The organism is Bacillus sp. PS237 (assembly GCF_037963345.1).
GTDB lineage: Bacteria > Bacillota > Bacilli > Bacillales > Bacillaceae > Bacillus > Bacillus subtilis.
This window is the reverse complement of sequence record NZ_CP150156.1, coordinates 3310757-3324474: the sequence shown is the minus strand read 5'-3', so window position 1 is coordinate 3324474 and position 13718 is coordinate 3310757. Positions and strand designations below refer to the sequence as shown.

The window sequence follows — 13718 nt, the reverse complement described above, 5'->3', positions numbered from 1 at the left end:
GATGAAACCGAATGAAAAAAATGCTTGGCAAACTGTTGATCACTGCCGGTATTCTGGTTTTTTTCGCCGTCGTCGTAAAAGATGTGTTTGCTGCAGGCCTAGGTTTCATAAATGGCACAGAAGCTGATTCAGCCAGCGCATCGCCGCGGGACATTGACAGCATGGTCATTGAGTCGGATAGCAAGGATGTCCGGATTATAGCGGAAGAACGAAGTGACATATCGGCAGGCATTTCAGGAGACTCAGGAAAGTTATTTGTTACTGAAAACAAAAGAAAACTGGAGCTGACCGTAAAGGAAAAAGAATTTCAATTTTTGAATGGATTTAACCGTTCAACTCTTATCGTCAGGCTTCCGTATGATTATAAAGGTGATCTGGCAGTACGAACCTCAAGCGGTGACGTGTCTGTGGCCGGGAATGACCATCTTGCGCTTTCCGGGCTGAACGCAGTATCTGCGAGCGGAAATACGAGCGTGACGGACGTCCGCATTCAAGATCTGAAAGTGAAGGCATCATCGGGGGATGTTTCCATTTCAAATACCGTCTCCAAAACAGCCGGCATTGATTTAGCTTCAGGGGACGCAAATCTGGTTCATGTATCAGGCTCTCTTGATGTGAAAATGACTTCAGGAGATTTTAATGCTGTATTGAAAAAGGTAACCGGTCCCGTATCTGTCACGCTGACAAGCGGTGATGCTAATGTAAGCCTTCCCCAAAATGGCAGCTTTGCAGTCAATGCTTTATCAGCAAGCGGTGACGTCAGTTCGCCGTATTCATTTGCTGATAAAGGACATAAAGAACAGCATCACATCACAGGCACGCAAGGAAGCGGCCGGCATCCAATCGACATCAAAACGGACAGCGGGGATCTAGCGATACGGTAGCACTAGGCAGAAGAAAGGAGGCGGACACCAGGAATGACAAAAAAACAGCTTCTCGGATTGATCATTGCTTTATTCGGCATCAGTATGTTTTTGCAAATTATCGGAATAGGCGATCTGCTGTTTTGGCCGCTCTTTTTTCTGATTGCCGGCTATTTCCTTAAAAAATATTCCCGTGATTGGCTTGGCTCCGTCATGTATATCTTTGCCGCGTTTCTATTTTTGAAAAACCTCTTCAGCATCACCTTTAATTTATTCGGCTATGCGTTTGCCGCATTTCTGATTTACGCCGGCTACAGGCTTATCAAAGGGAAGCCGATATTTGAACCGAATGAGAAACAGGTCAATCTCAATAAAAAAGAACATCATGAGCCGCCAAAAGATGTAAAACATCCCGACATGCGCAGCTTTTTTATCGGTGAGCTGCAAATGATGAAGCAGCCGTTTGACCTGAACGATTTAAATGTCTCTGGTTTTATCGGTGATATCAAAATCGATTTATCTAAAGCGATGATTCCCGAGGGAGAAAGTACAATCGTCATTAGCGGAGTCATTGGTAACGTTGATATTTATGTACCATCGGACCTTGAAGTGGCTGTCAGCTCGGCTGTTTTTATAGGAGACATTAATCTGATCGGCTCGAAGAAAAGCGGATTAAGCACGAAGGTATATGCCGCGTCAACTGATTTTAGCGAGTCAAAGCGCCGGGTAAAAGTGTCCGTTTCCTTATTTATCGGTGATGTGGATGTGAAGTACGTATGAGAAAAAAAATGCTTGCCAGCCTCCAATGGCGCGCCATCCGCATGACAACGGGAATCAGCCTGCTCCTTTTTGTTTGCCTGATTTCCTTTATGATGTTTTACTATCGGCTCGATCCGCTTGTTTTGCTGTCATCAAGCTGGTTCGGAATTCCGTTTATCCTGATTTTGCTTCTGATCAGCGTGACCGTCGGTTTCGCCTCAGGGTATATGTACGGCAACCGGTTGAAGACAAGGATTGATACATTAATTGAATCCATTTTAACCTTTGAAAACGGCAATTTCGCTTATCGGATACCGCCGCTCGGTGATGATGAAATCGGCCTGGCTGCTGATCAGCTGAACGAAATGGCGAAGCGCGTGGAGCTTCAAGTCGCATCCCTCCAGAAACTTTCCAATGAACGTGCGGAATGGCAGGCTCAAATGAAGAAGTCGGTTATCTCAGAAGAACGCCAGCGATTGGCCAGAGATCTTCATGATGCGGTCAGCCAGCAGCTCTTTGCCATATCGATGATGACATCAGCCGTGCTGGAACATGTCAAGGATGCTGATGACAAAACAGTCAAGCGGATCAGGATGGTCGAGCATATGGCAGGCGAAGCCCAAAATGAGATGAGGGCGCTGCTGCTCCATTTACGGCCTGTTACCCTTGAAGGAAAAGGGCTGAAGGAGGGCCTTACGGAGCTTTTGGACGAGTTCCGAAAAAAGCAGCCGATTGATATTGAGTGGGATATACAGGACACAGCGATATCCAAGGGTGTTGAAGACCACTTGTTCAGAATCGTGCAGGAGGCCCTTTCAAACGTATTTAGACATTCAAAAGCGTCAAAAGTAACCGTGATTCTGGGCATAAAGAACAGCCAGCTCCGTCTGAAGGTGATTGATAATGGAAAAGGCTTTAAAATGGACCAGGTGAAAGCCTCCTCATACGGCTTGAATTCTATGAAAGAACGTGCAAGTGAAATCGGCGGTGTCGCCGAAGTGATTTCAGTAGAAGGAAAAGGCACTCAAATCGAAGTGAAGGTCCCGATTTTTCCGGAAGAAAAAGGAGAGAACGAACGTGATTCGAGTATTATTGATTGATGATCATGAAATGGTCAGAATGGGGCTCGCGGCTTTTTTGGAGGCGCAGCCCGATATTGAAGTCATCGGCGAAGCATCGGACGGCAGCGAAGGTGTTCGGCTTGCTGTGGAACTGTCGCCTGATGTCATTTTAATGGACCTTGTCATGGAGGGCATGGATGGCATTGAAGCTACAAAGCAAATTTGCCGGGAGCTTTCCGACCCGAAAATTATTGTGCTCACTAGCTTCATTGATGATGACAAAGTGTACCCGGTTATTGAAGCTGGCGCGCTCAGCTATCTGTTGAAAACCTCAAAAGCGGCAGAAATCGCCGATGCCATCCGCGCCGCAAGCAAGGGAGAGCCGAAGCTGGAGTCAAAAGTGGCGGGAAAAGTATTATCCAGGCTGCGCCACTCAGGTGAAAACGCGCTCCCGCATGAATCGCTTACAAAACGGGAGCTCGAAATACTCTGCCTGATCGCAGAAGGAAAGACAAACAAAGAAATAGGCGAGGAACTGTTTATTACGATTAAAACAGTCAAAACACATATTACGAATATTTTATCAAAGCTGGATGTCAGTGACCGGACGCAGGCGGCGGTGTACGCACACCGAAATCATCTCGTGAATTAGGCGGCTGCTATTTGTTTGCGCCTTTCGTTCCGAAGTCTCTGACAATCACATTGACCCGGTAGTCTATTTCCGCATTGCTGAAATAATCATCATCCCATTTTCTTGAAATCTTTTTCCACTTTTGAGGATAATGAATTCTGACCTCGTTTCCCAGCCCGGTTACGTCCGCTTTGATCTCTTTCTGCAGCTTCTCTGTAATAAATGACGTTACTGTTTCGTGTACTCGTTTTTCGACTGTCTTTTCAATACTTTTAATATATGAATCCTTAAACGAGTCTTCATTGGGATTCCAGTCCTCAGATAGACGACCTTCAATATTGCGGGTAACGGTGAATTTGAACTTTCCGTCCTTGTATGCCGTCTTGATCTTCCGATTGCTTGAATATACTTCATAAGAAAAGAGATGGCCATCGCGCTTCAAGTCAATGACGCCTCCCTCGACAGTGCCTGAAAATAAGCTGATATTTTGAACCTCAATCGGGGTGAGGTCCCGGTGCCATAATTTATTTTTTATGATAGAGGCTCCGTTTATCGCGAGCTTGCCGTTTTCCTTACCGACATGAGGGATGAGGAATGAATCGTCAGAGGTTAAGTGTTCTGAGATCTCCCCCAATGTAACTGGCTCCATCGTTCTGATCGTCACCTTATTATTCTCTGTCAGATCATATATCACGTTGGATGCGGGTTCGCCTTCATCATTCATGTTAAATATATCCTTAGTTCGGCCGTTGGTGATAAAGACGTAGGAACTCCTCCTTGTTCCGTTGTCTCTGACAAACTGGTTAATAATGGCGTCCATTCCAATTTGATCCGCAATCACGCTTTTGGAAAGCAGAATGAGACGCAAATGCTGTGAAAACGTAGGCTTATGCTTTAATGCAGAGGTTCTCATCATTTGATGGACAGTTTTACCCTTTGTGATAGAAAGCTGTGTCGGATCAGATGAAGAGCCCTCCTTGGCGCTGATTATTTTCGGCACGAGAATTTGCTGTGTCAGCTCTAAATTTTCATCGTCAGGCTTGTCTAGCCCTACTCCGATCACTAAGCTTAATTCCTCGATATTCTCACTGTCCCAGCATCCGGACAGCAATAGGGTGCATATAAACATACATAAAATCCGGATTTTCATTTTGTTGTAATCCTCCTCTTGAGAGCTACAATGAAAAAGAGAATGAACGGAAGCAGAAACAGGGAGACAAAAATATAGCCAAGATAATCGCTATACATCATGACTTGATTGGCGTCATCCGGCCAGAGAGAAAAATAAAAGACCGTTATGCCGATAATCACCATGCTTGTTTTAGTCGATAATCCAAATGTCTTCTTTAGCCCGTTAGCGGCAAAGTATCCGTAAATGACAAATGTGGTGAAAAACTGGATAATCCAGACCACCAGTAAAAAGGATTCAAACCGTTCAATAAATATGCCTTTAAGCTCAAAGGACTGAAAGAGAGAAATAGTCGGCCAAATCAGCGTTTTCACCTCGGGAGCGGTCAAAGCTCCGACAACGATAATATACGTAAGGATATATAAGATAATCGGAATCAGAAATCCTAGAGACGCATATCTGAACGTGTATTTCTTTTTCTTCATATGTTCAGGAAGAAACAGCATCACTTCCATTCCTAAAAAAGAGATGGAAACGACGGTAAGGGAGTTTGCAATGGGTCCAAGGCCTTCGCCTAAAACAGGACGCAAATTATTGATATCAAAAATTTTAAAACTGATCCCGAACACAATCAGCAAAATAATAATGGTTACCGTTAAATAAAAGGGAAACAGCCGCGACACATCGCTTAAGCCCCCAACCATTAAATAAATGCCGCAGCAAATAAACGTTAAAATAATGACTTGAATTGGGGTTCTCTCCAGCAGGAAAAACTTCACCATTTCAGCCATTGCCCGTGTCTCGAAGCTGGCTACGCCGAGGAAATAGCCGCAGATCAAAAGGCCGATGATGCTGCCGATCCATTTCCCAAGCCCTTCCTTCAAATATTCAAAGAGTGAAGGGTATTGATGTTTTTTCTGAATGAGCGTGTTTAAATAAATGAAGAAAATAAAAATGAAACCTTCTAATATCAGCGTGATCCAGCCGTCAGGCGTATTAGCCTTAGTGGTCAGCGCTCGCGGCAATGTTAAAAGTCCGGCCCCAAGCATTGTATTTGCAACAATAGAAATACCTTGAAAGGTATTAAGTTTCAGTGGAGTCTGTTTTTGGCTCATTTGGATTATTCACCTCTTTTGGTTTGTTTTTAATTGGGAGACGGATAATGGAGTCATCCGTATTTTTCAGGCTAAAGAATCCGTTTGGCGAAAAATACGGAGACCCAAAGCTCGTTTGTCTCGTTAAGTGCGTATAAACGACAAGCATAAATAAAATAATGCCGTATAGCCCTAAAATAGCGGCGGAAAACATCGAAATAAAACGCAGCACCCGGAAAGACAGACCCATTCCGTATTGAGGAACGGTAAAGGATGCCAGGGCAATGACACTGACGACAATGACCATAATCGAACTGACGAGATTCGCTTCTACAGCAGCCTGTCCGATGACTACGCCCCCAACGAGGCCGATCGTCTGTCCGAGCGGATTGGGGAGTCGCAGTCCGGCTTCCCTTAGCAGCTCGATGGTGACTTCCATCAGCAGGGCTTCAAATATCGGAGGGAACGGCACGTTTTCCCTGTTCGCCGAAATCGTGACGGCGAGTGCGGTCGGCAGCAGCCCCTGATGGAAGGAAACAAGTGCTATATAAATCGATGACAAAAACAAGGTGATAAAGATAGAAGCAAAGCGCAGCGACCGGATAAGAGATGCTGAAATCCAGCGTTCATAGTAGTCATCCGGGGATTGCATCAGGATGCCGAGAGAAACCGGCACCAGCAGCACAAATGGTGAACTGTCGACCAAAATTGCCACACGGCCGTTAAACAGGGCTGAAGATACTTTGTCAGGTCTTTCCGTATTTTGTATCTGCGGAAATGGTGAATATTTATTATCTTCAATGAGCTCCTCGAGCGTTCCGCTGTCCTGGATATCTTCCAGCTGGATATTTTTAAGCCGCGCCTTCACTTCTTTTATGACGGACTTTTTTGCTTTGCCTTCAATGTACATAATGGCTGCAGGCTTCAGCTTGTTTTCGCCGATCATGATTTTTTTGGTGATCAATTTCGGATGAGAGGTTCTTTGTCTGATCAGAGCGAGATTTGTATCAATATCCTCTACAAACGCTACTTTTGGGCCGCGAACCACTTTTTCAGTTGTCGGCTCTGTCAGGCTTCTTGTTTTTTTCTTTCCTGTGGTCAGAATATAGGCTTTATCCAATCCGTTGATAAACACAGCACAATTGCCGTTGAGAATCGATTCAATCGTTTTTTTTGCAGTTTCAACAGGTCTTGCGTCAAGCTGGTCAAGGCGTTTTTTGACCTGGTCAAGCGTTAAGGTCTCCTCATCTTTAATCAAAGTTTTAATGGCTTCTGACACCTTATTCTCATCAGTCATTTCACTGAAATAGAGATAGTAAAAAACCAGTCCGTTCGCAAGCATTTTTTTGTTTTTCACCAGATCATCGTTTTCTTTTAATTTTGGCAGCACCAATGCTAAATTATCGTGTATATATTCCTTAAACTCTGTTTGTTCCAATGAGGTCACCTCTTATCCAAAACCTTAGTAGAGGTTATCTTTTCCTGTTAAAAAAATGATATACTGTGTTAGAGTATTTCATGGAGTAAGTTTTTTTATGAAAGCGGAGGATACGAAGTGGCACAGGTAAGGCTAGCTGGAAAACAAGAAGAAATTGAACAGCTCATTAGATCATTTGAACAGCATTATGATGTCTCTTATACATCAAAGGAGTACGGCAGGACAAATCCAAAATACAAATATTCAAAGGATTCCCGCGTATATCTTGAATTAAAATTAAAATCTGCCAAGATCGAAAAATAAAAAGGATTTTTTGTGTCATTGGCGAATTATGATCTATTGAAGCAACCGTTATGGAGGGATACATAAATGGAATACAGAATTGAACGAGACACCATGGGAGAAGTAAAAGTTCCTGCTGATAAATTTTGGGGCGCCCAAACACAGCGAAGCAAGGAGAACTTTAAGATCGGTTCTGAAAAAATGCCGATGCGTGTTGTGAAGGCGTTTGCAATTTTAAAACGAAGCACTGCTCTAGCTAATAAACGCCTCGGCAATCTGGACGCTGAAAAAGCAGAAGCGATTGCAGCGGTTTGTGATGATGTGCTCAAAGGCAAGTACGATGACAACTTCCCGCTTGTCGTATGGCAGACCGGAAGCGGCACACAAAGCAATATGAACATGAACGAAGTGGTAGCCAACCGTGCGACTGCTTTATTAAAAGAGAAGAACTCTGATCAAACGATTCATCCAAATGATGACGTGAACCGAAGCCAAAGCTCAAACGACACATTCCCGACTGCGATGCATGTTGCCGCTGTTTTGGCTGTTTACGAGCAGCTTGTGCCGGCGCTTGATCAGCTTCGCAATACACTGGATGAAAAAGCAAAAGCATACAATGATATTGTCAAAATCGGACGCACGCATCTTCAGGATGCTACGCCACTGACCCTCGGACAGGAAATCAGCGGATGGGTTCACATGCTGGACCGTTCGAAGGAAATGATTTTGGAAGCGACAGATAAAATGCGTGCGCTTGCAATTGGTGGAACGGCTGTCGGAACGGGTATCAACGCCCACCCAGAGTTTGGAGAGCTTGTCTCAGAAGAGATCACTAAGCTGACCGGCCAAACGTTCAGCAGCTCGCCGAATAAATTCCACGCGCTGACAAGCCATGACGAAATCACTTATGCGCATGGCGCATTAAAAGCGCTTGCGGCTGACTTAATGAAAATCGCGAACGATGTCAGATGGCTCGCAAGCGGACCCCGCTGCGGCATCGGGGAGATCGTCATTCCTGAAAATGAGCCGGGAAGCTCTATTATGCCTGGTAAAGTCAATCCGACACAAAGCGAAGCGTTAACAATGATCGCAGCGCAAATCATGGGGAACGATGCGACAATCGGCTTTGCGGCGAGTCAGGGGAACTTTGAACTGAACGTGTTTAAGCCTGTTATTATTTACAACTTCCTGCAATCTGTGCAGCTGCTCAGTGACGGCATGAATTCATTCCATGATAAATGTGCTGTCGGTATTGAGCCTAATAAAGAAACCATTCAGGAAAACCTGTCAAATTCATTAATGCTTGTTACGGCGCTGAACCCGCATATCGGTTATGAAAACGCGGCGAAAATCGCCAAGCTTGCCCATAAAGAGGGATTGACGCTCAAAGAAGCAGCTTTGAAGCTTGAATTGCTGACAGAGGAGCAATTTAACGAAATGGTTAAGCCGGAAGACATGGTAAAACCAAAGGCGTAATAGGAAGAACGGCTGCTTTTTAAGCAGCCGTTCTTCTAAATATGTTGCTGTTTTAATAAATATTTAAGCTGTTCCGCATCTTTGGCGAGAGCTTCAGACTCCGTCAGATTATGAATCATTCCTTTTATGATCGCCAGCTTCGGTGTTTTTTTCTTCATTTCTGCTTCAAGTATGTCCAAGCTCTCCGATAATTCAAGAGAGGAGTTTGTGTTTAAGCTGTTAATTTTGTCACGTAGGCTTTTCACAATTGATTCAGTCAGCGGGTCAGGCCGTCCGTGCGTAAGAGGTCCGAATAAAGAGCTCGCCTCTTCCAATGTGATGAAAGGCTTATCGTTTCGTTCAGACATGCCTTTTACCATATCATCAATTCGATTCATAATGATATCAGCTAATTGAGACGGCTTCACAGTGTACCCGAGCAAAATCATGCATTCCAGGTAAATCTGGCTGATGCCCTCTATTAAAAAACAAAGCTCAGCAGTGTACGGTTCCGCTTTTTTTCCATAGATGTTCAGCAGGCTGTCGATATGAAATTGAAGTGAGGACTGGCGGATTTTTTTTGCGCATTGCTCCACTTCTTCTGTGTAAGGCAGAGAACCCTCCTTCAACTGCATGCTGATAAAATCTTTGTGTTCAAGAATGTTTTCATAGAGGACGGTCAGCTGTTTACGGTAAGCCGTTCTGGGGCTGTCGCCCTTCGTTTTAATATTTAAAATTCGGGTAAACGTTTTATCATAATAGTAGTTCAGCATAGAGAGAAGAAGCGCTTCTTTCGAAGGAAAATAAATATAAAAAGCGCCTTTAGATATTTTGCATTCTTTTGCGATTTCCTGGACTGATGTTGAGTTGTATCCTTTTTGGGCAAATAGTTTTAAGGCTGTTTCAATAATCAGTTTTTCTTTTTCCTTCAATGGTTCCACCCTTTCGGAGCCCGGAGGCCTGCTAGGATATGACCATATAGTCACACCGTCTGTTATAAAATTAACCTTATTGTAACTTGTTTTTTTATCATGTATTATTTATATTATAAATTGAGATGACCGAATGGTCAAAGCTCAAGCGAAAGGGTGAATCTAGAATGAGAGAATTGGACGAAATGATCAGCCGCTTGCGAAACAGAGGAATCAAAGTGGAGAAAGTCAAATATCCGAAGCAGACCTTGTCAGAGAAAAAATGGGTTCATCAATGCAAACAGCCGCTCAAAACAAATTACAGAGATTTTAACGGCTATTCTTTCACATAAAAAAATAGACTGCAAAACATCTACAGTCTATTTTGGCACTGCTATGCGGTATGTTACACCCGTTTTGTCATTTTCAATTGAGATAGATGCCTTATGAAGAGTTAAAATTCGTTTTACGATGCTTAGACCAATGCCGAATTCGCCTTTCTTCCCTTTATTAAAAGGCTCATAGAGGCTGGAGAGCATCTCATCTTCAATATGCGGACCGTCATTTTTAATGGTGATCACGATATTTCGATCATCTTGTTTCATGCTGATTTCTATTTTTGTCTCAGCATAGCGGATTTGATTTTCCAAAATGTTTTCGAGGAGTTTGTTCCATTGCTCCGGATCGCCCGGCATCAAAATATCCTCTTCTACATCAATTTCCCACGATAGTTCTTTCCGCGCCCACTTCAATCGTTCGATGACTTCTTCTGTCACTTCCACAATACTGAACATGTCGTGCTGCACTTTTTGCTTCGCTAAATAATCCAGCTTCGTTAAATATAATAAATCCTTTATTTTTTTCTCCAGCTTAAGAGCTTCGCATTCAATAACATCTACAGTGTTTTCAAGGTCTCCTTTAGGAAAAATCCCGTCTTTAATTGATTGTGTATAGCCTCTGATGACCATGACCGGCGTTTTTAAATCATGAGAGATATTTTGCAATAGAGTTCTTTCTGTTTCATCCTTTTGCACAAGCTTTTGGCGCATCTCTTCGATGGTATGGCCCAATTTGCCGATTTCATCTTTCCGGTCCACTTTTACTGGGTCATCCCAATCCTGTTCAGAAATCCGTTTGACGTGTTTTTCAAATGATACAAGAGGCCTTGATAAATACTTTGCAAGCCAAATAGCCGGAATCCAGCTTAATAAAATGACGACAGCTATAATAAACAGAAGCTGTTTGAACAAGGTATAGGCCAAATCGTCCCGATAAGAATCAAGCGCGTAAGAGAGCATCATCGCTGATTGTCCATTGACGGAAAGTCCCTTTTTAATGACAAAAAACACTTTCTCTCCATTGACGTCGGCGCTGTAACGTTTCTTTTTAGCTTCCTGCTTATCAGCCAGCTTGTACACCTTGTGGATAAATGAAGATGACAGAATGCTTAAATCCTTGTCTGAAGAAGCCTCTTCATTTTCAGGAAGGAGCACGTGCTGTACGGAGCGGACAGTTGTCGGCGCCGTCGCTTCCTCGCTGTAATAGCGCCTTTCAATCGAACCTGGCAGGCGGTACTCTGTCAGAACATGCTGCTCATTTTCAATCGTCGTATACGTTTCATTAGTGAAAAAATCTCGCAGCGTGTTTGAAAATAACACAAGCAGTAAAATCGATATCGCTAACAGGATGCCGGATATGACAACCCATATCTGAAACGCGAGCGGCTTGTTTTTCATGATGACATCATCCTGTAGCCGAAACCGTAAATCGTCTCCACCTTCAATTCAGGCATCTTTCTGCGCAGTCTCCGGACGAGATCATCAACGACCCGGTCTGTTCCGAAGTAGTCATGTCCCCACACTTTTAGGAGGATATCCTCACGAGAGTATGGATGCCCTTTATGATGGATAAATAATAGCAGCAGATCAAATTCCTTTGACGTCAAATTGATGATATTCCCGTTTTCGTCATAGACCTCGCGGGCGTCTTCAGCGACCCGATACGAGGAGACGGCAATTTCATTTTTTTGGACAGGAGGAGCTTCCTTATATACGAGCTGCAGCAGCTTTTGCACACGGATAATCAGCTCCCGCGGCAAAAACGGCTTTGAAATGTAGTCATTGCTGCCAAGCTCTAAGCCAAGCACTCTGTCAATATCCGCATCTCGGGCGGAAATAAAAATGACCGGCACGTCAGGATCTTTCGCCTTGATTTCTTTTATTAATGTATAGCCGTCGGTATCCGGCAGCATGATATCGAGAATCCATAGGTGGGGAGACGGTGTCATTTTCTTTCTGGCGTCTTCACCTTTCGTAAAAGATGTAATGTTCCAGCCCTCATTCTCTAAATACTTCGTCAGCAGTTCATTCAGGTTATCCTCATCTTCAACTAGATAAATGGTGTATGACAAGGCTCTTCACATCCTTTCAACGTCATTATAAACTAGTTTTAACATACGGCAGGCAATTTTCATAATTTCACATATTCTTTTCATTTTTATCCCACAATGTTTGTTTATGATATGGTTAAGGGAAGAAAGGAAGAGAAAAAGAGCGAGGAAGATGTAGGATGATCAAACATATTCTATTTTGGTGCTTTGCTTTTCTCCTCATTATTGGGACAATTGAACTTGTACATGCGATGAATATGTAACGATAAATGAATAACCGTTAAAGGAGTGTAAGAACATGGATTATCGACGTGATGGCCAAAACGATCAACATCAAACTGAACCTTCACATACAGAACAGCAGAATACAGAAAACCAGAAGCTGATTGGACATTCTGAACAAGAATTGCTTGACGCGCCTGTGTCGTATGAAGCGGGACGGCAGGAAACGGCTTCTGCTTTAGAAATGGAAAAGCAAGAAACGGCTGTGAAAAAAGAAAAGAAACGGAGAGCCGCATGGCTGAGCCCGATTTTAGGCGGTATTATCGGCGGGGGCCTCATGCTTGGCATCGCGCCTTATCTGCCGTCAGACCAAAATCAGGCGACCGAAACCGCTTCCGCAAATAAACAGGTGCAGTCTGATAATTTTACAACGGCGCCGATAACGAACGCATCAAACATCGCTGATATGGTAGAGGATTTAGAGCCTACGATTGTCGGAATCTCAAATATCCAAACCTCTCAAAATAACACATTCGGCACGGGAGGAGGCTCCAGCTCAGAAAGTGAAAGCGGAACCGGGTCAGGTGTTATTTTCAAAAAAGACAGCGATAAAGCGTATATCATTACAAACAACCATGTCGTTGAAGGCGCGAACAAGCTGACTGTTACGCTATACAACGGAGAAACGGAAACTGCCAAGCTTGTCGGCAGCGATACCATTACTGATTTGGCAGTTTTGGAAATCAGCGGCAAGAATGTAAAAAAAGTGGCGAGCTTTGGTGACTCTTCACAGCTGCGCACTGGCGAAAAGGTAATCGCTATCGGTAACCCGCTCGGACAGCAGTTTTCCGGTACAGTGACACAAGGTATCATTAGCGGACTGAACCGGACAATTGATGTGGATACAACACAGGGGACGGTGGAAATGAACGTGCTGCAAACCGATGCAGCGATCAATCCGGGGAACAGCGGAGGCCCATTAATCAATGCAAGCGGCCAGGTCATCGGCATCAACAGCTTGAAGGTGAGCGAAAGCGGCGTGGAATCACTTGGATTTGCGATCCCAAGCAATGATGTCGAGCCGATTGTTGACCAGCTGCTGCAAAACGGGAAGGTGGACCGTCCGTTTTTAGGCGTGCAGATGATTGACATGTCACAAGTTCCTGAAACCTATCAGGAAAATACGCTCGGCCTGTTTGGAGATCAATTGGGCAAAGGTGTTTATGTAAAAGAAGTTCAAGCAAATTCGCCGGCAGAAAAAGCAGGTATTAAATCTGAGGATGTCATTGTCAAACTAAACGGTAAAGACGTGGAAAGCAGTGCGGATATCCGTCAGATCCTTTACAAAGACTTAAAAGTCGGAGATAAAACAACAATCCAAGTGCTGCGAAAGGGAAAAACGAAAACGTTGAACGCAACACTGACCAAGCAGACAGAAAGCAGTTCAAGCTAAGAAAAAACAAAAAGCTGAACCCGATTAAGGT

General features: G+C 43.9%; 14 protein-coding genes. 8 read left to right on the top strand and 6 right to left on the bottom strand.

The window, feature by feature from the left end; genetic code table 11:
- Positions 1 to 11: 11 nt before the first annotated feature.
- From NST22_RS17335 to liaR, 4 genes are read left to right on the top strand one after another with little or no spacing between them, the layout of a single operon-like run.
- Complete coding sequence (locus tag NST22_RS17335) at positions 12 to 884, top strand: DUF4097 domain-containing protein (protein WP_003244420.1); 873 nt, start codon at positions 12 to 14, stop codon at positions 882 to 884.
- A gap of 33 nt (positions 885 to 917) precedes the next feature.
- Positions 918 to 1643 (top strand): LiaRS two-component regulatory system accessory protein LiaF, encoded by a 726-nt coding sequence (gene liaF / locus NST22_RS17330; protein ID WP_003242605.1) that lies wholly within the window; start codon positions 918 to 920, stop codon positions 1641 to 1643.
- Positions 1640 to 2722, top strand: a complete 1083-nt coding sequence (liaS, locus tag NST22_RS17325) for a two-component system sensor histidine kinase LiaS (protein WP_003244464.1) — start codon at positions 1640 to 1642, stop codon at positions 2720 to 2722. The genes liaF and liaS overlap by 4 nt, the downstream gene beginning before the upstream one ends.
- Positions 2700 to 3335, top strand: a complete 636-nt coding sequence (gene liaR, locus NST22_RS17320) for a two-component system response regulator LiaR (RefSeq protein WP_003243201.1) — start codon at positions 2700 to 2702, stop codon at positions 3333 to 3335. The genes liaS and liaR overlap by 23 nt, the downstream gene beginning before the upstream one ends.
- A gap of 7 nt (positions 3336 to 3342) precedes the next feature.
- On the opposite strand, the gene gerAC is transcribed toward liaR, so the two are convergent.
- Genes gerAC through gerAA form a run of 3 tightly spaced genes read right to left on the bottom strand, consistent with a single transcriptional unit; the run spans position 3343 to position 6975 of the window.
- Positions 3343 to 4464 carry a spore germination receptor protein GerAC gene (gerAC, locus tag NST22_RS17315; protein WP_003243203.1) on the bottom strand — a complete coding sequence of 374 codons (1122 nt, stop codon included), beginning with the start codon at positions 4462 to 4464 and terminating at the stop codon, positions 3343 to 3345.
- A complete protein-coding gene (gene gerAB, locus NST22_RS17310; RefSeq protein WP_009968145.1) occupies positions 4461 to 5558 on the bottom strand; it encodes a spore germination receptor protein GerAB in 1098 nt (365 codons plus the stop codon). The genes gerAC and gerAB overlap by 4 nt, the downstream gene beginning before the upstream one ends.
- Positions 5527 to 6975 carry a spore germination receptor protein GerAA gene (gene gerAA / locus NST22_RS17305; RefSeq protein WP_003243555.1) on the bottom strand — a complete coding sequence of 483 codons (1449 nt, stop codon included), beginning with the start codon at positions 6973 to 6975 and terminating at the stop codon, positions 5527 to 5529. The genes gerAB and gerAA overlap by 32 nt, the downstream gene beginning before the upstream one ends.
- 117 nt (positions 6976 to 7092) lie before the next feature.
- Here gerAA and NST22_RS17300 point away from each other — a divergent pair, with 117 nt between their 5' ends.
- Complete coding sequence (locus NST22_RS17300) at positions 7093 to 7278, top strand: YvzF family protein (RefSeq protein ID WP_003244599.1); 186 nt, start codon at positions 7093 to 7095, stop codon at positions 7276 to 7278.
- A gap of 66 nt (positions 7279 to 7344) precedes the next feature.
- Entirely contained in the window at positions 7345 to 8733 is a 1389-nt protein-coding gene (gene fumC / locus NST22_RS17295; RefSeq protein WP_003228523.1) for a class II fumarate hydratase, read from the top strand.
- 35 nt (positions 8734 to 8768) lie between these two features.
- On the opposite strand, the gene NST22_RS17290 is transcribed toward fumC, so the two are convergent.
- On the bottom strand, positions 8769 to 9644 hold the full coding sequence (locus NST22_RS17290) for a TetR/AcrR family transcriptional regulator (protein ID WP_003243192.1): 876 nt from the start codon (positions 9642 to 9644) through the stop codon (positions 8769 to 8771).
- A gap of 167 nt (positions 9645 to 9811) precedes the next feature.
- Here NST22_RS17290 and spxO point away from each other — a divergent pair, with 167 nt between their 5' ends.
- Entirely contained in the window at positions 9812 to 9976 is a 165-nt protein-coding gene (spxO, locus tag NST22_RS17285) for an anti-adapter protein SpxO (RefSeq protein ID WP_003221681.1), read from the top strand.
- Positions 9977 to 10003: 27 nt separating this feature from the next.
- Here spxO and cssS read toward each other — a convergent pair whose 3' ends face one another.
- Positions 10004 to 11359: a secretion stress-responsive two-component system sensor histidine kinase CssS gene (gene cssS / locus NST22_RS17280; protein ID WP_003228527.1), complete on the bottom strand. Its 1356-nt coding sequence runs from the start codon at positions 11357 to 11359 to the stop codon at positions 10004 to 10006.
- Entirely contained in the window at positions 11356 to 12033 is a 678-nt protein-coding gene (cssR, locus tag NST22_RS17275; protein WP_003228529.1) for a secretion stress-responsive two-component system response regulator CssR, read from the bottom strand. The genes cssS and cssR overlap by 4 nt, the downstream gene beginning before the upstream one ends.
- Positions 12034 to 12310: 277 nt before the next feature.
- Here cssR and htrB point away from each other — a divergent pair, with 277 nt between their 5' ends.
- On the top strand, positions 12311 to 13687 hold the full coding sequence (htrB, locus tag NST22_RS17270) for a serine protease Do-like protein HtrB (RefSeq protein ID WP_003228534.1): 1377 nt from the start codon (positions 12311 to 12313) through the stop codon (positions 13685 to 13687).
- Positions 13688 to 13718: the final 31 nt, after the last annotated feature.

Bases quoted from the DNA above. Each gene is read 5' to 3' on its own strand.
- cssS (WP_003228527.1), bottom strand. From the start codon at position 11,359: ATGAAAAACAAGCCGCTCGCGTTTCAGATATGGGTTGTCATATCCGGC.
- liaF (WP_003242605.1), top strand. From the start codon at position 918: ATGACAAAAAAACAGCTTCTCGGATTGATCATTGCTTTATTCGGCATC.
- gerAC (WP_003243203.1), bottom strand. From the start codon at position 4,464: ATGAAAATCCGGATTTTATGTATGTTTATATGCACCCTATTGCTGTCC.
- spxO (WP_003221681.1), top strand. From the start codon at position 9,812: ATGAGAGAATTGGACGAAATGATCAGCCGCTTGCGAAACAGAGGAATC.
- gerAB (WP_009968145.1), bottom strand. From the start codon at position 5,558: ATGAGCCAAAAACAGACTCCACTGAAACTTAATACCTTTCAAGGTATT.
- fumC (WP_003228523.1), top strand. From the start codon at position 7,345: ATGGAATACAGAATTGAACGAGACACCATGGGAGAAGTAAAAGTTCCT.
- liaS (WP_003244464.1), top strand. From the start codon at position 1,640: ATGAGAAAAAAAATGCTTGCCAGCCTCCAATGGCGCGCCATCCGCATG.
- NST22_RS17335 (WP_003244420.1), top strand. From the start codon at position 12: ATGAAAAAAATGCTTGGCAAACTGTTGATCACTGCCGGTATTCTGGTT.
- htrB (WP_003228534.1), top strand. From the start codon at position 12,311: ATGGATTATCGACGTGATGGCCAAAACGATCAACATCAAACTGAACCT.